Annotated in this window: 15 protein-coding genes; all 15 read left to right on the top strand. The window is 57.7% G+C overall.

Annotated elements, in window-relative coordinates; translation table 11 throughout:
- Positions 1-626 precede the first annotated feature (626 nt).
- The 15 genes from GHO42_RS05420 to GHO42_RS05345 all read left to right on the top strand — a co-directional run bounded on the left by GHO42_RS05420 (position 627) and on the right by GHO42_RS05345 (position 17,968).
- On the top strand, positions 627-2,354 hold the full coding sequence (locus GHO42_RS05420; protein WP_094999480.1) for an AMP-binding protein: 1,728 nt from the start codon (positions 627-629) through the stop codon (positions 2,352-2,354).
- A gap of 229 nt (positions 2,355-2,583) precedes the next feature.
- Complete coding sequence (locus GHO42_RS05415) at positions 2,584-3,513, top strand: hypothetical protein (RefSeq protein WP_094999481.1); 930 nt, start codon at positions 2,584-2,586, stop codon at positions 3,511-3,513.
- A 27-nt stretch (positions 3,514-3,540) separates the two neighbouring features.
- Positions 3,541-3,786 (top strand): acyl carrier protein, encoded by a 246-nt coding sequence (locus GHO42_RS05410; RefSeq protein WP_094999482.1) that lies wholly within the window; start codon positions 3,541-3,543, stop codon positions 3,784-3,786.
- A gap of 31 nt (positions 3,787-3,817) precedes the next feature.
- The gene (locus tag GHO42_RS25840) at positions 3,818-4,696 is read left to right on the top strand and encodes a hypothetical protein (protein WP_218575994.1); all 879 of its coding nucleotides are present in this window, start codon (positions 3,818-3,820) and stop codon (positions 4,694-4,696) included.
- Positions 4,693-5,265 (top strand): hypothetical protein, encoded by a 573-nt coding sequence (locus GHO42_RS05400; protein ID WP_094999483.1) that lies wholly within the window; start codon positions 4,693-4,695, stop codon positions 5,263-5,265. The genes GHO42_RS25840 and GHO42_RS05400 overlap by 4 nt, the downstream gene beginning before the upstream one ends.
- Positions 5,266-5,267: 2 nt before the next feature.
- A complete protein-coding gene (locus GHO42_RS05395; protein ID WP_094999484.1) occupies positions 5,268-6,257 on the top strand; it encodes a ferritin-like domain-containing protein in 990 nt (329 codons plus the stop codon).
- A 13-nt stretch (positions 6,258-6,270) separates the two neighbouring features.
- Entirely contained in the window at positions 6,271-7,248 is a 978-nt protein-coding gene (locus tag GHO42_RS05390; RefSeq protein WP_165484547.1) for a 3-oxoacyl-ACP synthase, read from the top strand.
- A gap of 1 nt (position 7,249) precedes the next feature.
- On the top strand, positions 7,250-8,425 hold the full coding sequence (locus GHO42_RS05385; RefSeq protein ID WP_153327378.1) for an alanine racemase: 1,176 nt from the start codon (positions 7,250-7,252) through the stop codon (positions 8,423-8,425).
- A gap of 10 nt (positions 8,426-8,435) precedes the next feature.
- On the top strand, positions 8,436-10,010 hold the full coding sequence (locus GHO42_RS05380) for an acyl-CoA ligase (AMP-forming), exosortase A system-associated (protein ID WP_095023476.1): 1,575 nt from the start codon (positions 8,436-8,438) through the stop codon (positions 10,008-10,010).
- Between the two features lie 4 nt (positions 10,011-10,014).
- Entirely contained in the window at positions 10,015-11,010 is a 996-nt protein-coding gene (locus tag GHO42_RS05375; protein WP_153327380.1) for a hypothetical protein, read from the top strand.
- A 36-nt stretch (positions 11,011-11,046) separates the two neighbouring features.
- A complete protein-coding gene (locus GHO42_RS25835; RefSeq protein WP_218575993.1) occupies positions 11,047-14,049 on the top strand; it encodes a citrate/2-methylcitrate synthase in 3,003 nt (1,000 codons plus the stop codon).
- Between the two features lie 78 nt (positions 14,050-14,127).
- Positions 14,128-14,790 (top strand): class I SAM-dependent methyltransferase, encoded by a 663-nt coding sequence (locus GHO42_RS05360; protein WP_094999489.1) that lies wholly within the window; start codon positions 14,128-14,130, stop codon positions 14,788-14,790.
- A 112-nt stretch (positions 14,791-14,902) separates the two neighbouring features.
- Entirely contained in the window at positions 14,903-15,877 is a 975-nt protein-coding gene (locus GHO42_RS05355; protein ID WP_178114897.1) for a TauD/TfdA family dioxygenase, read from the top strand.
- Between the two features lie 2 nt (positions 15,878-15,879).
- Positions 15,880-16,884, top strand: a complete 1,005-nt coding sequence (locus tag GHO42_RS05350; RefSeq protein WP_153327382.1) for an ATP-binding cassette domain-containing protein — start codon at positions 15,880-15,882, stop codon at positions 16,882-16,884.
- Positions 16,877-17,968: an ABC transporter permease gene (locus tag GHO42_RS05345; RefSeq protein WP_153327384.1), complete on the top strand. Its 1,092-nt coding sequence runs from the start codon at positions 16,877-16,879 to the stop codon at positions 17,966-17,968. The genes GHO42_RS05350 and GHO42_RS05345 overlap by 8 nt, the downstream gene beginning before the upstream one ends.
- Positions 17,969-18,010 lie beyond the last annotated feature (42 nt).

Here is an 18,010-nt window from a genome sequence, read left to right as displayed (position 1 = left end):
GGGATTAGGTTCGAGACAGGGCGCGTCTGTAATTTCGATCAGGTACAGCGTAGTCAATGACACGTCAGGCGCGGGAAATAATCGGTTGAGGCTTGCCTGAAACTGCCGCCATTCAATACACCACTAGACAAAATGTGTAACCCGAAGATCAGGCATCGTAACTGCAGCAAACACCAAACCGGGAGAGAAAGTACTCATTGGACGACGAGTACGCCCGTTATAAGAATACGCCGGAAGCGCCGAAATACGTGATCTTGAAGACCACGTTTACGCCGCATTACCAACGACTTATTCGAGACACTCCCACAACTAAAGAGTCGACATGTACTACAAAAGTAAACGACTGCGCGCAGGACTTAAATACAAAACATCCGACGCCGAGTAACAAGTGTTTAGACACTTAAACAACTATAAACTTGCTTTAGAACCGGGCAATAGCGCCGACTACAAACGAACATGAAAGATTATGAAACTTTCACCCGACCGATTTACAAACACTGTTCCATCCCATAAAGTCCGCCAGACCGGGCACTACAGGTTTGTATGCTCACTAGAGCGTTGTATTGAATTTGTAATATTTGACAGACTTGTTTGATTGACTTCCCGGAGATCGGAAATTGGAAACAATGATCGATGCTATTTTGTCTGCCTTGGATAATCCACAGCAAAGTGCACTGCGGCAAATTACTGTTATAGAAGAGAACGGGGAAGAAAAAAGCATTTCCTATGCAGCGTTGGCACAACAAGCATTGGCGGTCTCTTCAGCCCTGACCGAACTGGGGGTTGTTCGTAATGACCTGGTTATTCTTGCCCTGCCGGCATCGATCGATCACTTGTTACTGCTGACTGGATGCGTGTTGATTGGCGCCTTGCCTTGCACCGTCGCGCTGCCTGGAAGATTGATGGCAGACTCACCGCGCAATCAGATATATGTGGCCTGTCAGTTGTTTGCACCGCGCCTGCTGATCGCATCCGAAAGCAATACACCGGCACTCCAGCGCTTGCTTTCCAACCTGCCTGTACGCGTGGTCACGAGCGCAGAGGTGAGCCTCGCTGCCAGCGCAGGGTTTCCAGTGCGCGTGGAACGCTGCCAGGCTGACAGCGGCCATCATGTGCAACTGACCTCGGGCTCGACCGGTCGCCCCAAGGCCGCCATCCTGAGCCATCGCAATGTCATCGCCAATGTGCGCGGTATCGGCGGTGTTGTTGGCTACAGTGTCGAACGCGGCGACGCCTCTGCGTCCTGGCTGCCGCTGCATCACGACATGGGCCTGGTGACGCTACTGTCGAACCTGTATTACCAGGCACCGCTGCTATTGATGCAGCCGGCCAGTTTTATTCGCAACCCGCTTGGCTGGCTCAAGCGCATGTCCAGCTTTGGCGCAACCACCACGGCGGCGCCGACTTTCGCCCTGCAGTATTGCATTCGCCGTTACCGCGAAGCGTCAATGAAAGAGGTGGATCTGAGCAAGTTGCGCAATATCTTTGTCGGCGCCGAAAGGGTCGATGAAGCCTGCCTGAGGGAGTTTGCACAGACATTCTCGCCCCACGGCCTTTCACGTTCTGCGCTGCAACCCTGCTACGGCATGGCGGAATCGACGCTGGCAGTGACCATGCATAACACGACCTTTGATTACGACAAGCAGGCGCTCTCCTACGTGATTCCTGACCGTATCGACTCCGGCGCGGTAATCGATCATTGGCAGGCACGCCGCGCCGACGATAACAGTCGGCGGGTAGAAACCGTACTGTCGATGGGCCGGCCGATTGACGGGATGCAAGTGGCGGTAAGGGCTTTGGACAGTTCCGACGCCAAGGACCGCGAAGTGGGCGAAATTTTCATACGTGGTTCTTCGGTCATGTCCGGCTATTTACCCGCCGAAGGCCAGACCGAGCACTACCAGAGCGGCGACTGGTTTGCGACCGGGGATATAGGTTATCGCGTGGATGAGCACTTGTTTGTACTCGGCCGCAAGAAAGAACTCATCATTATCCGTGGCAGTAATTATTTCCCCCATGAAATTGAAGACGTCATTGCCTCACACCCTTTATTGGCCAGCGGGGGTAATGCAATAGCGGCCTTCGGTATCTACGACGAGACACAGAGAACCGAGAGCCTGGCGATTCTGATCGAGCTTGAAACGAAGCATAACCCTATCGAACTGCGCACCCAACTTCAAAACCAATTGCGTGAGAAGTTCGGATTTGGTGCCCACGCCATTACATTCGTGCTACCCGGAAGTTTGCCACGTACGACCAGCAACAAACTCAAGCGCTTGGAATGCCGAACTATTTATCTGCAAACCGTACTGGACAACAAAGACAAGGCCGATCGCGAACAGCTTGTTAGTTAATCTACAACCACGCCAATAACATCGACACACTGAAGCACTGCAACTTTCAAATACTGGATCACACACTATGCACACTTTGACGCAAGGTGGGGATACGGCTTCGTCACGCCATTCATTATTGAATGTGTGTGCACAACCGGTTCTTCATCGCTTATCGACATACGGCGAACTGCCTGCTCACTTGATCCATATTATTTCGCGCGCTTCAGTGCGACTGATGGATTCAGATATGTTGATTTCGCAGACACCGCAAGACTATGAGCCTGCCGAGCAATTAAACCGCCCCTCGGTGGCCCTGTCGCAGCCGAGCCATGACTTGGAACATATTCTGGAGCGCATTCAGCAAGACGGTCTGGCGTTGCACTACCGATCGTTCATGCAGAACTTCGCCCATTTGTTTTCGCTGTTCCTGACGCCGGATCAATACGAACGGGCGCGCGCCAGCATTGATGCGGGCAGTGCCCTGCGTTTTCTGATGAGTGATGCCGGCGGCCCTACCCTCACTAGCTGGCGCACTGTCGCCCAGCCTGAAGGGGATGGTTTCAAGCTGCATATCGACAAGGTATGGGGCATGTACGCCAACCTTGATGGCATGGCAATCGTTGCCGCCCGCACGCCGGGCTCGTTTTTCCCCTCGGCCTTCCTGGTCTGGCCCGAGCAATACAAGACCCTCAAGCGAACCCTCTGCGGCGAGCCCTTTCTCGGCGATGTTGTGCAGTTGGGGAACGTCAAGGGCACGGTGCAGGTTTCCCAGGAAGATCGTCTGAAAGTGGGCGGCCCTGCGGTACTCAATAAATACCTGACGACGGTACGGCCTTTCCTGGTGCGCGCACTGATGGCCCATGTTGACTGGCTGGCAAGTCAGGGCCGCCTCGAACTGACACCCGACGAACGCGCGTCACGCGACTTCATCGCTGCCGCCGCCCGTACCAAGACGCTGTCCGACCGCTATGAGAGCGAAGACGTGCACCGCGTGCTGGCACTGAAATTCGCCTCCAATGAACTGCTTTTGCATCTGGTCAGCCGCTCTGCCGTACCGAGTTTTCTCGACCAGCGTGACCTGTTGGCGTTTACCAAAATGGAAGGCAGCTCTTACCGCTGTTATCACGAATTGCGCGCAAGCATGCGCGTAGCCAAGCCCGTATCCGACTCACTTTAATCCGCTTTAACCCCAGGAGATGCACCAATGACGACTGAAACCCTCAACACGCTGGAACTTCTGAAGAAAGAAGCCGCCAAGATTCTCAATATCGAATCCGTCGATACCCATGTCGGTTTGGGCGAACTGGGTATCGATTCACTCAACGTGGTTGAGCTGATCGTCTATTGCGAACAGCTCTACGGATCGATTGACCCTGAACAACTCAATATCACGCAGTACACCACTCTGGAGCAAATCGACTCGCAGTTGCAGCAGCAACAAGTCGCCTGATCGCCAGCCACCCTCATACCAGAAGCTCAACATGTCGAACTCGCAGCCCTTTGCATCAACGCCGTCGCTTGGCACCGTTCCGGCTTTCAGGGTCCATACGCTAGCTTACCGACGCACAGAAACGCCCTTTGTATCGCACCAGGTCAGCCTGGAGGATGCAGCGTTGGCATTGGGGCAGCGGGTAGGCGATGAGGCTTGCCGCTATGCAAGCGACGCAGGCCCTATCGACGATTACGTGGTGAGCTCTACCGTGCTGTCACAATTTTTGGCAGACGGTTCGCCACATGCAGGCTATTTCCAGGAGGCGATAGCCACCCAGTATGGGCGCCGTCCTGACTGGGTCACCAACGCCTATGAATGCACGGGCTGGGGTTTCATCCTGCGATATATCCAGGGGAAGGCTCAGTTCAGCGGTCGTCGCAGGCTGTTACTGCAGATTGTCGATACCGATATCCACAATTTTACTTACTGGTTAGGCAACAACCGCTGGGGGAATTCCGGTTTTGGCATCTGCACGTTAGTGATTGACGTGATTCCAGAGGCCAAAAACATGCTGGTCATCGGCACTTCAAGCCAGGCTAATGCGCTGCTGCAATTAGGACGAAACCTGCGCAGTTTCACCGAAAGCCGGCCAGGTCTAGGCATTGCAGTACCGTTTTTTCCAGAGATGTCGCGCCGCGCGCTGTTCAAGTGCTTCGACACTTCTTCTGTGCACGCCGACCATTATCAACGATTTGGCCATTCATTCGGCAGCGACCCCTGGCTTTCGCTATTGGGGGAGCTGGGCGCGGGTTCCGCGCACACGGGTAGCGATTACATCGTTTCTTCGCTGGCAATGAACGGCTATTTTTCGATTGCCCAGATAACCCTCGCGCCTGATCTGCACTATGCATTGGAAGGTGAAATGTGAAGAGCGCGCAAACCTGTTCCCTGCTGTTGCAGCGTAACCCCGATTACAACCTGGCGATCCCTTGTTCGGCTCGCAACCTGCCACTGCTCGAAACGCAAGACTATGCACGCCGAAGTGTGTACGCACACGACAATCCCGCGCCTGTGCTGGTCAACAACCAGCAGTACTACACCCTGCTGTCCACGCTGGCCCAGTACATTTGGGACAGCTGCGGTGAGCAGACGCTTCTCCTGGCGCAGGTACGCATGCCTTCCATCGACCTTGCGTTGCCAAAAAACCTGCTCGATCCACGCGTGACGATGGGCGCCCATTTATGGAACGAAGCCTTGTTCTGGGCGCGCCAGCTACAGACGCCGGTGGTCTGGATCAGCGCCGAACAGATTCGCCGCGACCTGTGGGACGGCGGCGATAACCTCCTGCACATCGCAGCCTGGAATACCGCGCAAACGCCAGCCATCACCGAGTGGTTCTTACCCGACCTGGACTACTTCGCGGCACAGGTGCACACATCTCCTGTGCATGAGCCGTTCACCACCTCTCAACCGAAATGCACGCACGTACAGGTGTGATCATGCAAACAGAGCACAAACCGACATTGGATGATGGCGAGCCGATCAAGTGGAATTTCTCGGTCGAGGCTTACATGTCTCAGACCTACGATTTCAGCAATGACAGCTTGAATGCGCTGTATCAGAAAACCAAGGCCAACCAGTGGGATGTCAATACCGACATCGATTGGAGCTACGAGCTCAACCCGGACAATCCACTGGGCATGCCGGACGGCACACTGCTGATCTACGGCACCGATGTCTGGAACAAAATGAATGAAAAAAACCGCGCCGAAATTCGCCATCACTCGCAAGGCTGGACCCTGTCACAGGTACTGCACGGTGAACAGGCTGCCCTGATTTGCGCATCGAAACTGGCGGTGGCAGAAGAAAGCCTCTCGGCTCGCCTCTGTGCTGCCGGGCAAATCATCGATGAAGCCCGTCATATTGAAGCATTCGGGCGCCTGGTGAATAACAAGCTGCCCATCAGCTACCCCATGAGCAAGGCGCTCAAAGGCCTGCTGGAAGACACCATTACCACCAGCAAACTCGATATGACCAACCTCGGCATGCAAGTGCTGGTGGAGGGCATTGCGCTGTCACTGTTTCAAAGCATGGTCGCCTACACCAAAGACCCTTTTATCAAAGACCTGATGACGCGCATTCAGCGCGATGAGGCGCGCCATTTCGCCATTGGCCGCATCACGCTGGGCAGTGTGTACAAGGAAATGAGCGGAACTGAACGCAAGGAGCGCGAAGAGTTTGTGGTTGAAGGTGCTTATACCTTGTACGAACACCTGTGCGCCGACGACATATGGGAGCCGATGGGCTTATCCAAAAAAGAGTGCAGCCACCTGGTCAGGAGTTCTGAAGTGGCCAACTCCATGCGCCGTTCCATTTTCCGGCGGCTGGTGCCGACCATCCGCGAAATGGGTTTGCTGACGCCCCGTGTAAGCGATGCCTTTGAAAAGCTCAGAGTGCTGGACTACGCCGCCATGCCAATGCCGGCTTAACAGGAATACAGTCATGACGCCCCCAACTACTGCGGCAACAAACAGCCCCGCCCCCTTCACGATCGGTATTGAAGCCGCCGCTTACGAGTTACCCGGCGAACGCCAGGATCTCAATGACTGGGCTCAGCACCATAAGTTGCCCGCCGAGCGCTTTGACATGATCCGCAATGCGGGTTGCCGTTATTTCCATGTATCACCGGACATCGACGAGGTCGAGCTGGCCAAGCGCGCTGTCGCTCGCCTGCAAGAGGAGCAAGGCTTCAAGGGCAGCGACATCGGTGCGGTCATCCATGTTCATACCGGGCTATTCAGCGTACCGCCGGCGCCACGCAGCCTGCCCATGGAAGTGGCCACTGCATTCGGCATAAAGCCTGTCTGGGCCGGCTCGATCGCACAGCTCAATTGCTCGTCGATCAGCGTCGCCATTCAGATGGCCAAGGCCTTGATGAATGTCCATAGCCAATTGCACTCGGTGCTGATCGTGTCGTCCGACCGCGTCTTTATCGAGCGTTTCCGGGTGTTGCAGGCAAGCATCTTAAGTGATGGCGCAGGGTGCTTGCTGGTGACCCGTAACAGCCGGCGTAACCGGGTCGGTGCAACGGCCGTACGCAATTACGGCAGCTGGTATCTGGGCTCCGTGACCAACAACGCGGTGAAAAAGGAAATGTTCAATCTGGAGTGGCACTACACCCGCAAAGTCATGAAGGAAGCCGTGGCCGACTGTGGCATGGCGCTTAGCGATTTTTCCTGCATTTTGCCTTACAACTCCAACCACTCTGGCTGGAAAGCCTTCTGTGGCGCAATGGCCATTCCCTCCTCCACGCTCTACTCCGACAACATTCTGAACAAAGGCCACTCCTTTGGCTCGGACCTGGCGATCAACCTGGCCGATATTGGCTTGAGCAAGGTCGATGCCGGGGCGCACCTGATGAACATAACGGAATCGGACAACGGTTCATTTTCGGCATTGACCCTTCATCCGGTGAATTGACATGACCATGACCACCGCCTGCGCGCCTGTCAGAAGCGACGACGCAACGACCGACCAATGGCTGCTGAATCTGAAAACGCCTTGCTACGTACTGGACCCCACTGTCGTACAGGCGCGTTACGCTGATTTACGCGAGCGTCTGGGTACACCGTTGATTGTGTCGCTCAAGGCCAATCCAAACCTGGATTTGTTAATCCGCTGCGGCCATGCCTTCATCGACGGTGTGGAGCTGGCCAGCCTGGGCGAACTCGATATTGTGGCGGGTCGCATCAACACCCCCAAATACGTAAACAATCCGTCAATGGATGAAGATTTCATGCGCGCGGCCCTGGCCTCACGCTGCACGTTCATCATCGACAGCCTGGAGCAGGCGCAGAGACTGATTCGCGTCATCGGCAAACAGACCGCGCCGCAAACGGTTTTGCGCTTGAACGCGGGCCAATTGGTCAGCTCGGGCAAACACCCGGCGGACCACTTCGGCATGAGTCGCCAAGACGCCTTGCTGACGACGGTTGCATTGGCCCAGGCCAACGTGCCAATCATCGGCCTCCATACGTTTGCGGGCTCCAATAGCTTTCACATCGATGACAAGGGTGCCGATGCCGCCGCCCTTGCCCATGCGCTCGCTGCATTCGCGCCACAAGTAGCACGCCTCACCGGCATGCCGGTTGAGTTTCTTAACGTCGGCGGCGGTTTCTCCGAGCACTTCAACAACCAGGCGCAGACGTTTGACGCTTATCGCCAGCGCATTGCGCCGCTGCAAAAAGACTTCAAGGTCGTCCACGAGTCCGGGCGCGGCGTCTTCGCTGGCGCAGGCACTTTCGTGACCCGCGTACGTTCAGTCAAAGCCTTGGGTGAGCGCTACGTTGCAGTCTGCGACGGTGGCCTGAGCCACAACTTCCTGCTGGCCAAAACTGAATCCATGTTGAAGAACTACGCGCAGCCGCGCCTGCTGCGGCGTCAACAGGCACCGGGGGACGCGCCCCCGTTGCCGATCCAGTTCGTGGGCAGCACCTGCAGCCGCGCCGACGTGATCGGCTGGAGTCATGAACTGTCGGCCCCGCCGAGCGTGGGCGATCTGGTGATCTTCGACAACTGCGGCGCCTACAACCAGACGTACAGCGTCAGCGCTTTCCTCTCGCAGAGCCCGGCACACACCTATATCCACCAATCCTAGGGACGTCACCATGACCGCCCACATCAGTTTGTACGACCTGTTGAAAGACAGCGCCCAACACCATGGCGACCGCCGTGCGTTCGCGCAAGGCGCAAAGATGGCGACTTATTCCCAATTGCTGGAGGACGTGCGCCTGGCGGCAAAGAGGCTGGCCGATAGCGGCGTGCAAGCGGGCGAACGCGTCGCTGTCTATACGGGCAAGCAGTACGAAACCGTCGTCATGTTCCTGGCAATCAATGCCCGGGGTGCGATCCTGGTGCCCATCAATCCTCAGCTCAAAGAGCAACAGGTACGCCATATCCTGCTGGACAGCGGTGCACGCTTGCTCATCAGTACGGGGGCACGCCTAAGACGCATCGAGGCGGCGTTGAATGACATCGAACTCGATACCTGGCAACTGGAAAAACTACAGTCCGAGACCCTGAACACGCTGACCGATGCGGCGTTTTTCAACGCATACGCCGCCGTCACAGACAGTGATCCTGCGGCCATTTTGTACACCTCCGGCTCTACGGGACGGCCCAAAGGCGTGGTGCTGTCGCAACGTAACCTGGTGTCTGGCGCCTATAGCGTCGCTCACTATCTGCGCTTGCGGGCCGATGACGTCATCCTGGGCGTATTGCCGCTGAGCTTCGATGCCGGGTTCAGTCAGCTGACCACGGCGCTGGTCAGCGGTGCTTGCTACGCCCCGCTGGATTTCCTGCAAGCGGGCGAAGTCCCGACGTTCTGTGAAGCCCATGGCGTCACCGTGATTACCGGCGTGCCGCCACTGTGGATGCAACTGGCGTCAGTGCAATGGCCGCAGCCTGCCGGCGCTCGCATTCGCTGCTTCGCCAATACCGGCGGGCATATGCCACCGCCTTTGCTGGAAAAACTCAAAACCGCATTTCCCAATGCGCTGCCCTACCTGATGTACGGCTTGACCGAGGCTTTCCGCTCCACCTACCTGGCGCCGGAAGCGGCCGTCACACGACCCGACTCCATCGGCAAGGCGGTCCCCAATGCTGATATTCGCGTGATGCGCCAGGACGGCAGCGAATGTGCCGCTGGAGAGCACGGTGAATTGGTGCACCGCGGGGCGTTCGTCACGCTCGGGTACTGGAATGATCCAGAACTGACCGCTCAACGCTTTCGTCCCTGGTTACACCCGGACCAGCAGATTTCGCGTACCGAAACAGCGGTCTGGTCGGGCGATATCGTCTACCGCGACAGCGACGATTATCTGTATTTCGTTGCGCGCAGCGACGACATGATCAAGACCTCCGGTTATCGCGTCAGCCCCACCGAAGTCGAAGAAATCCTCTTTGCCGTGGATGACGTGACCGAGGCGGCAGCGTTTGGTGTACCGCATCCGCAACAGGGCGAAGCCATCATCATCAGCCTGTTCGCCCATCCGCAGATACAAACCAGCGCCCAGGCACTGATCAAGCTGTGCCGGGACAAACTGCCGACCTATATGGTGCCGTTGCATGTGTCCTTCCATGACTCGCCTTTACCGCGCAATCCGAACGGCAAGATCGACCGAAAGCAGCTGAAGCAGCAGTTTTCCGAGTTTTTCTCCACCTCACTTACGGTCACGGAATAGCCTCATGCTTCGAATCCGCGCTATCGCTTCTCACGTCCCCGATACGACCCCTTTCCGGGCGGTACAAGCTCAGGAAAAAAACATCGGCTATGGCCATCTGTTGTACAAGTCGGCGGTCTTTTCCATGCCTCGTGGCAAAGGCAGGATCGACGCCGAAGAAGAGCGTCGACTGCTTCCCACGGCGAGCATCGCCCTGCCGGTAGCGCCCCCCTTGCAAAGCTGCGCCGACCTGGCACTGGAAGCGGTCACGCGATTGCGTCAACAGGTTCCGGCAGAAACGCTGGTACAGGTGACCCACATTGTGGTGACCAATAGCGCCCTTAACCAACGCATTAATGAGTCGGTCGCAGGCCGTATCCAGCATGCACTGGGCTTGCCCAACGCGTTGCCGTTCGCCATCGGCCAATCGGGCACTGCCGGCGTGTTCAACGCACTGACCATGATCGAAGCGCTGGTCAGTCTAGGCGGCAAGGTGCTGCTGGTGGCGTCCGATAAGTGGCTCTACCCCTTCTTTCGCGCATGGGGGGATCTGGTTGTGTACGGCGACGGCGCAGCCGCCATCTTGCTCGATGGCGACGCTCAGACGACGCCTGGCTGGGGGGCGATACGCGCCTCGGCGGTGCACTATGGCGCGGCCATTGACAACCCCTGGGGGCTGACCCCTGCCGCTCTGGCTGAGCGCCTGCATCCGATGGCGGTGAACGCAGCGCAAACGGCAATCGAACGTTCCGGCCTGAAAGCCAGTGATATCGATTGGGTATTACCGGCCGGATTCAGCGACAGCTTCACCTTGGGCGTCAGTCGCGAACTGGGCATTGCACAAGAGCGACATTTCGAACTCGGTGCCCGCGCGCACCACTCGAGCGCGGCCCCCTTGCTGTCGCTTATGCGCCTGCGCGCCACCCTGCCTCAGGGTAAAACAGCCACCGCCCTGCTTTGGGATGCGGCGTTGTGCGGCACCGCTGGCGCCATTGTGGCCGAGATCCAGGCTGGCGCCTGAACCCAGATACACACCGCTTATTAATCAGGAAAACCTATGTCTGCTTATAAAGTCAGCCTGCGTGAGCTTCGCTTTTTTTTGTGGGAACTGCATAAAACCGACCAGAATTTTCTCACACGGGCGCCGTTCAACGACAAAAATCGTACCTACTACGATGCCTTGCTGGAGCGCGCCAGGGCGTTCGCTTATGAGTTAGGCAAGGCCTATCAAGCCTCCGACCGACAGGAATGCCACTTGCTGGAAAACGGCAAGGTCGAAATCCCCAAAGAGTTCCACGGACTCTGGCAGCGCTATAAGGAAGAGTGGATTCAGGTGCTGGGCATCGACAGCGAATCCCAGCAACCGGCCTTGCCACCCCTGATCCGGCAAACCATCCAGGAAATGTTCATGGGCGCCAATCCGGCGTTCATGACCTATGGCGGCTTCAATTTTCCGGCCATCAAGCTGTTGAAGCTGCACGCTACCGCAGCGCAAAAGGCAACGTACCTGCGCAAGCTTCAGCGCTACGACTGGGACGCTTGTTTCTGCGCCACCGAGCAGCAGGCCGGCAGCGACCTGACAGCGGTCACCACTGTCGCAAAACCCCTTGAAAACGGCGAATACGCCGTCAGCGGCGAAAAGGTCTACATCTCGGCGGGCATGCATACGCTGACCGAAAACACCGTTTACTTTGTCCTGGGCCGCATCAATACCACCACCTCGACCTCCTACTCGCTGTCCTGCCTGCTGGTGCCGCGCTTCTGGCCTAATCCCGAAACGGGCGAGCTGGAAGACAACCATGTCGAGTGCACTTCATTGCTGCGCAAGATGGGATTGAAGGGCTGCGCCAATACCCAACTGGTGTTTGGTCGAACCGGCACCACCCGCGCCGTACTGCTGGGCGACCGCAAGAATGCCGGATTGCTGCAACTGGTGCCCTTGATGAACCAGGCCCGTATGAGCACGGCAATTATCGGCTTGGGCCTGGCTTCCAGCGCTTATCTGCATTCAGTCGATTTCGCCGGCAAACGGTTCCAGGGCCGTGCAATCAGTCGCACCTCCGATGCCAGCGCCCCGCCTGTGGCCATCATCGAACACGCCGACGTGCAGCGCATGCTGCTGGAAATGAAGGCCCGGGTAGAAGGTTGCCGTGGCCTGCTCGGTAAGTTGACCGGCGCATCGACCCAGGCATTTGCCCTGGAAGCCGAGCCGGTACTGGACGAAGCCCAGGTCGAAAAATACCGCAAGCTGGTGCTGCTGTTCACGCCGGTGTGCAAGGCATTCGTCTCGGACCAGGCCTGGAAAATCTGCGAACTGGCGATACAAGTGCATGGCGGTATCGGCTACACCGATGCTTACCCTGTCGAGCAAAATGCGCGCGATGTGAAAATCCTGTCGATCTGGGAAGGGACCAACTACATCCAGTCCCAGGACCTGGTGCGCGACAAGCTCGGTTTTGGCAGGAACTCACGCCTGATCAAGTTTCTGCGCGAAGAGCTGGATGCCTTCTTGAACAACACAACGGGTGTCGGTTCTGAGCTGCACGACCAATTCCCGGCGCTGGAAAACGCCATGGTTGCCGTGGAGCAGGCGCTGACACGTATCAATGAGCACGTGCGTGAAGGCCGCACACACGAAACCAGCCAGTTCTATACCCGCTTCCTGGAAATGCTCGGTCTCACCGCCAGCGCCTGGGTCTTGCTTGAATCGGCCTGCCTGGCCGAGCGTCAGTTGCGCGAGCCACTGAGTGCCGAAGAAGCCGCTTTTTACCGTGGCAAGGTCAAAACCGCCCATTATTTTTTCGCCAACATCCTGCCGACGGTCACGCAACACGCACACACAATAGAAAACCTGCTGGTCGCCCACTGCGGCATTGCGCTTGATGAACTGGTACAAGCCGAGCCGCTGATACCCACGCCGCCGCAGAGCCTGTTTGGCGGACCACGCACCCTGTATCGCGGCACCAATATCGACGGCGCCACGATTGAGCCTAATGAAGGGCTGTGGGTCAGGGGTCGCAACCTCAATGACCTCATCGGCATTGTCGACTTCCCCACAGCGCTATGGCTGGCGTGGTTTGGCAGCCTGCCGACCCCTGCTGAGAGCCAGGCCGTTGACGCCCTTCTGGTACGTATTGCCAGCCACCTGTCGGCGGAGCCTGCCTATCGACGTGGCATCGAAGCCGTGGCCGACAGCGGTGCCGGCATCGTTCAGGCCGCCGCCTGCGGCCTTCTCGGTGATCTGGCAGCGCTGGAACATATTGTCCTGATCGAAGCCACCGTTCGCGACTTGCCTACGCATCAGGATTTTATCGAGGGCCTGGTCAGCGTTGCTTCAACGCCGCACTTTCTGCAAACGGCGCTCGGTTATAGCGCCCCCGGCGCAGCATCGACGCATCACGCCGAGGTCGTATTGACGGCAATGGGCGCGACCGATATCGACCCATTAGCCATTCGTGTCGTTGATGCCCTGCTGGTGGCCTGGCACGCCGGTTTCGGCTACATCACGCCGACGGTGCTGGTACCCCGTACCGCCATCGGCACCGGTGTCACCCTTGCCCAGGCCGTGGCGGCCGGTTTCATGGCCAGCGGACCGAACCATGTCGGCGCAGCAGAAGAAGCGATGACCTGGCTCAAGACCATCAGTGCGCAAGCCAGCCCTGCTGACATACGGCAAGCGGTCGACCTTGCGCTGGATCAGCCGGGCAACCTGTTGTTTGGCTTTGGCCATCCGCTGTTTGTGCAGGACCCACGACCGCCGCACATCAGGGCCCTGTTTTCCCAGTGGGGTTTCGGGGGGCGCTATCTGGAGATTTACGACGTTGTTTGTGCCCACGTTCTGGAGCGCAAAGGCCTACGTCCGAATATTGACTTCATCACCGCCGCAGCCCTGCTCGATCTCGGCGTGACCCAAGCCCGTTGGGGTGTCGGCCTGGGGCTCTGTGGCCGGGTGGCGGCCATGGTCGCGCATGCCATCGAGCGGCGCGATCGCCCTGCTTTCGGTGTCAACAGCAAAGCCGCGCGCAAGTTGTTGGCCACCGTTCCAGTGGGGTGGCTGTAAGACAAGAAATGAGCCACACGCACTGGCTAGTTCAACGCTGAATCTTCTTCTAACGCTAACCAAGACGAGAACGTATCCATGTTATTGAAAAATCTACGCCCTGCTGACGAGTACGACCGCTTTGCCTCGCAAGCACTGGAACCCTGGGATGTGTTGTTCGTCACCCGCATCCGCCAGATTGCCCGCGACTTGCCGCCGGGCGCCCTGGTCGATATCGGCACCGCCACCGTCGTGGTCCCGGTGCGTCTGGCGGCCGACCCGGTTTTGAAAGGCTGGCATTTCATCGGCCTGGATCTGGACGAAACCATGCTCGAAGGAGGCCGACCGCGCATCGAAGCGCTAGGCCTGAGCGATACCATCGAACTCAAGGTGGGCGATGCTCTGGACCTGCCATTCGCCGACAACAGCCTGACCATGGCGGTCAGCCGTGCCACCTTGCATCACTTGCCGGACAAGCTGAAAAGCCTGACGGAGATGTATCGCGTACTGCAGCCGGGCGGGGTTGGCCTGGTGCACGACATGCGCCGCGACGTCGCCCCCGACTTGCTGGAGAAGTTCACTCAAATGCGCGCTTCAGTGGGTTATCCACCGACCCACGTTGAAGAAAAAGTCACCCTGGAAGAAGCACGCGCACTGGTCATCGAAGCGGGTCTGGACCATTGCACGGTAGTGACCAGCCCAAGTTCCGGCATGGGCGCACTGGGTTTCGAAATCCTTATCAAAAAGCCTTTGCTGGCTTGATACGCAACTCGTCGGGGAAAAGGCTATGGATCATCGTTTAGATAGGGTTGAGCACTTTAACGAAATGCTGGGCGGCTCGCGGATACAGTGTGGCTTTCTGTCGCCGGAGCACATGCCGCTCGTCATAACGCCTGTCGACAGTACGCTAAGCGATGACCGCGAGGCTTTTACGACGTGGTATCGCCAGCACCAGGCAATCTTTGACAGCATGCTGCTGGAGTTCGGTTGCCTGTTGTTCCGTGGTTTTCCATTGCGCGAAAACGCGGACTTCCAGGCCATTGCGCAACACTATCCTGAGCATGCGTTCGGTTATATCGGCGGCGCCACGCCACGCAAGAACATCGAAGGCAGAGTCTACGAATCGACACGCATCCCGGCCACCCTGAAAATCGGTCTGCATCAGGAAAAGGCCTACATGGCGCACTATCCACAGAAACTGGCTTTCTTTTGCAAACAGCCCTCTGACCAAGGCGGCGAAACCATACTGTGTGATATGCGAGCCGTCACGCGTCGCCTGTCACCGTCATTGATCGAACGCCTCAGCGCCGCGCGCATCCAGTACTTGCGCAACTTCCGTGCCCCCAGCACACCCGAGAATGAACCGCGTAACACCCATATGCGCGAATACCACCGCCCCTGGGATGAAGCGTTCCTGACCGATGATCCGCAGCAGGTGGAACAGCTGTGCCGCGATACCCACCTCGATTACCAGTGGCTCGACGATGGCAGCATCACGGTCTCGCATACCGGTGATGCCATGTTGAAACATCCGCTGACCGGCGAAGCGATCTGGTTCAATCAACTGTCGACCCAACACAACAACGCCCGCTCCCTCGGCAAGCCGGGCTACGCCTACATTCAGCACGCCTATCAGGACAAACCGGCACGCCCTTACGATGTGCGGCTGGGCGACGGCTCGCCGATCTCGGAGGATGAAATCGCGCCGATATACGACGCCTTGGAGGCGCAGGAAATTGCGTTTCCCTGGCACAGCGGTGACATGTTGTTGATCGATAACATTGCCGTCGCCCATGGCCGCAATCCCTACAAAGGCAAACGCGATGTCCAAGTCGCGTTGTTCGATTGAACATGAACAGTCAAATCCTGCTGACGGACGAAACACACGGGCTGTCCGAACCTACCCTGCACCGTGAGGTGCAGTTGGCACCTACGCGCACTGATGAACCCTATGCGGCAGCGGCCAAACTGATCCGGGTCAGCGCTGGCAGTTTCCACTTCGAGGTCCGCGATCTGCAGTTCCGGCGCGGTCGACATACCGCCATCATTGGCCCCAATGGTGCTGGCAAAACTACCCTGATCGAAGCCTTGCTCGGCTTCCGTCAGGCGCATCTGGAAGAAGCGCAGATTCTGGGGGTTGCGGCGTCGCGTTTTCTGCAAAGCACCCGGCACCGCAAGCGGTTGGGGGTGCAATTGCAGCGGGTCGAATATGAAGACTCGTCGAATGTCAGGGAAATCCTCGATTTGCATCAGGCCCTGTACGGCAAGCAAGACCCGCAGGTGGCGCAGGCACTGGATATCGAAGCGCTGCGCACACTGCCCTATCGGGCACTGTCACGCGGCCAGAAACAGCGGCTCGATTTGTTCGTGGCGCTGGCACACCACCCGGAAATCGCAATCCTTGACGAACCGTTTACCGGGCTCGACCGCGCGTATATCGAGCGCGTCGCACACCTGCTGCGCTACGACCTGGCCGACTTGACCATCATCATGATTTGCCACTCGGAGGAAGAGCTGGATGCCGCAAGCGATGTGGTGTGGGTGTGCAACGGCGGCGTTAAGTATCGAGGCGATAAAGAAGCATTGAAGAACCGCCTGGTCGGTGCCTTCCATGCCTATCTGCAGCTGGACGACAGTGATCATATCAACGCCATCTATCGCCAGCTGGAACGCGAAAGCGCCACGTTGCGGCTGTCGAGGCCATCAAACACTGAAATCAGCGTCTATGGCACGCAAGAACTGGATCAGTCGATACGCCGCCTGATTGGCAATGTTGCGTTCCAGCACTTTGAGTTCGGCCCCACCCATTACCGCGACATGTTGCACCTCTGCGCCCAGGGAGAACAGGATGTTTAGCATACTGGCGATATTGACGCGCAACGAGCTGCTGGGGTTTTTTCGCAGCAAGTCGGCGCTGTTCTGGGCGCTGGCCTTTCCCATCCTGCTGTTGACCGTGATGCTGATGGCTTTCGGTCATCCTGGTTCACTCGGCACGGTGAATATCCAGTTTCTGGAGGCTGACGCCCAGGCCAGTTCGGACACCCGTTGCCAGTCGGCGATCCAGCAAGCATTTGCGGGTGGAGATCCGGTAAAGGCCAATTTTTCAACCGTCAGCAGCACTGCCCCCATCGCAGCAGATACGGTACGCATCGTCTTTGCGGCCGGCGACGAACCGTTGCAGGTGCACTATGACTTCAAGGGTCAGCTGGCGGTACGCGCCGCAGCGCGCGTGATCGAGATCGCCGCGGTCAGGTGTTCAGCGGCCAGACGCGGCATCGTCTCGACAGACCTGGTGCGTTTCGAGGATACGGCCTCCGGTGCCAAGCCCTTCGACTACGGCCAGTTCTTTACAACCGGCATTCTGGTCATCTGTTTGATGTCACTCGGCATCATGTCCACCGCCTTATCGATTGCCAGCTTGCGTGAACATAATGCACTCAAGATCTACGCCTGCTTTCCAGTGCCGAAGCTGGTCTTTCTGGCCTCTATTCTCGTGTCGCGGGTGCTCATGATGCTGATTTCTGTCGGCACCTTGCTGCTGGTGGCGCGGTACGGGTACGGCATTGATATCTCGCTGTGGAGCGTGCAGTCCATGCGTGCGTTGCCGGTCATTCTGCTGGGCGGCGCCATGTTGCTGAGCCTCGGCACCCTGCTGGCCAGTCGCACCTCCTCGGTCAAGGAAACCGAATTGCTGTGCCATCTGATCCATTACCCGGCCCTGTTCTTCGGCAACCTGACCATCCCGTTGAACGATGCGCCAGCCTGGATCAAAAGCATTCTCTCGGTGATTCCGATCAACCAGTTTGTCTCTGTACTGCGCCAAGTGCTGCTCGAAGGAGCGCCCTTGCCTTCGCTGTGGCTGCCCTTGTTGGCCATGGCAGGCTGGACCACGTTGTTTCTCACCGCAGCCACCTTAATGTTCCGCTGGCACAAGAGTTAAGCCCGGGACTCAGGCATTTCATTGCATCTCTATCCAAGGAAA

The sequence above is a fragment of the Pseudomonas sp. FSL R10-0056 genome (assembly GCF_009600105.1).
Taxonomy (GTDB): domain Bacteria; phylum Pseudomonadota; class Gammaproteobacteria; order Pseudomonadales; family Pseudomonadaceae; genus Aquipseudomonas; species Aquipseudomonas bubulae.
Note: the sequence above shows the minus strand (reverse complement) of the source record. Positions and strands in the feature narration are given on the sequence as shown.

Bases quoted from the DNA above. Each gene is read 5' to 3' on its own strand.
- GHO42_RS05420 (WP_094999480.1), top strand. From the start codon at position 627: ATGATCGATGCTATTTTGTCTGCCTTGGATAATCCACAGCAAAGTGCA.
- GHO42_RS05415 (WP_094999481.1), top strand. From the start codon at position 2,584: ATGTTGATTTCGCAGACACCGCAAGACTATGAGCCTGCCGAGCAATTA.
- GHO42_RS05410 (WP_094999482.1), top strand. From the start codon at position 3,541: ATGACGACTGAAACCCTCAACACGCTGGAACTTCTGAAGAAAGAAGCC.
- GHO42_RS25840 (WP_218575994.1), top strand. From the start codon at position 3,818: ATGTCGAACTCGCAGCCCTTTGCATCAACGCCGTCGCTTGGCACCGTT.
- GHO42_RS05395 (WP_094999484.1), top strand. From the start codon at position 5,268: ATGCAAACAGAGCACAAACCGACATTGGATGATGGCGAGCCGATCAAG.
- GHO42_RS05390 (WP_165484547.1), top strand. From the start codon at position 6,271: ATGACGCCCCCAACTACTGCGGCAACAAACAGCCCCGCCCCCTTCACG.
- GHO42_RS05385 (WP_153327378.1), top strand. From the start codon at position 7,250: ATGACCATGACCACCGCCTGCGCGCCTGTCAGAAGCGACGACGCAACG.
- GHO42_RS05380 (WP_095023476.1), top strand. From the start codon at position 8,436: ATGACCGCCCACATCAGTTTGTACGACCTGTTGAAAGACAGCGCCCAA.
- GHO42_RS05375 (WP_153327380.1), top strand. From the start codon at position 10,015: ATGCTTCGAATCCGCGCTATCGCTTCTCACGTCCCCGATACGACCCCT.
- GHO42_RS25835 (WP_218575993.1), top strand. From the start codon at position 11,047: ATGTCTGCTTATAAAGTCAGCCTGCGTGAGCTTCGCTTTTTTTTGTGG.
- GHO42_RS05360 (WP_094999489.1), top strand. From the start codon at position 14,128: ATGTTATTGAAAAATCTACGCCCTGCTGACGAGTACGACCGCTTTGCC.
- GHO42_RS05355 (WP_178114897.1), top strand. From the start codon at position 14,903: ATGCCGCTCGTCATAACGCCTGTCGACAGTACGCTAAGCGATGACCGC.
- GHO42_RS05350 (WP_153327382.1), top strand. From the start codon at position 15,880: ATGAACAGTCAAATCCTGCTGACGGACGAAACACACGGGCTGTCCGAA.
- GHO42_RS05345 (WP_153327384.1), top strand. From the start codon at position 16,877: ATGTTTAGCATACTGGCGATATTGACGCGCAACGAGCTGCTGGGGTTT.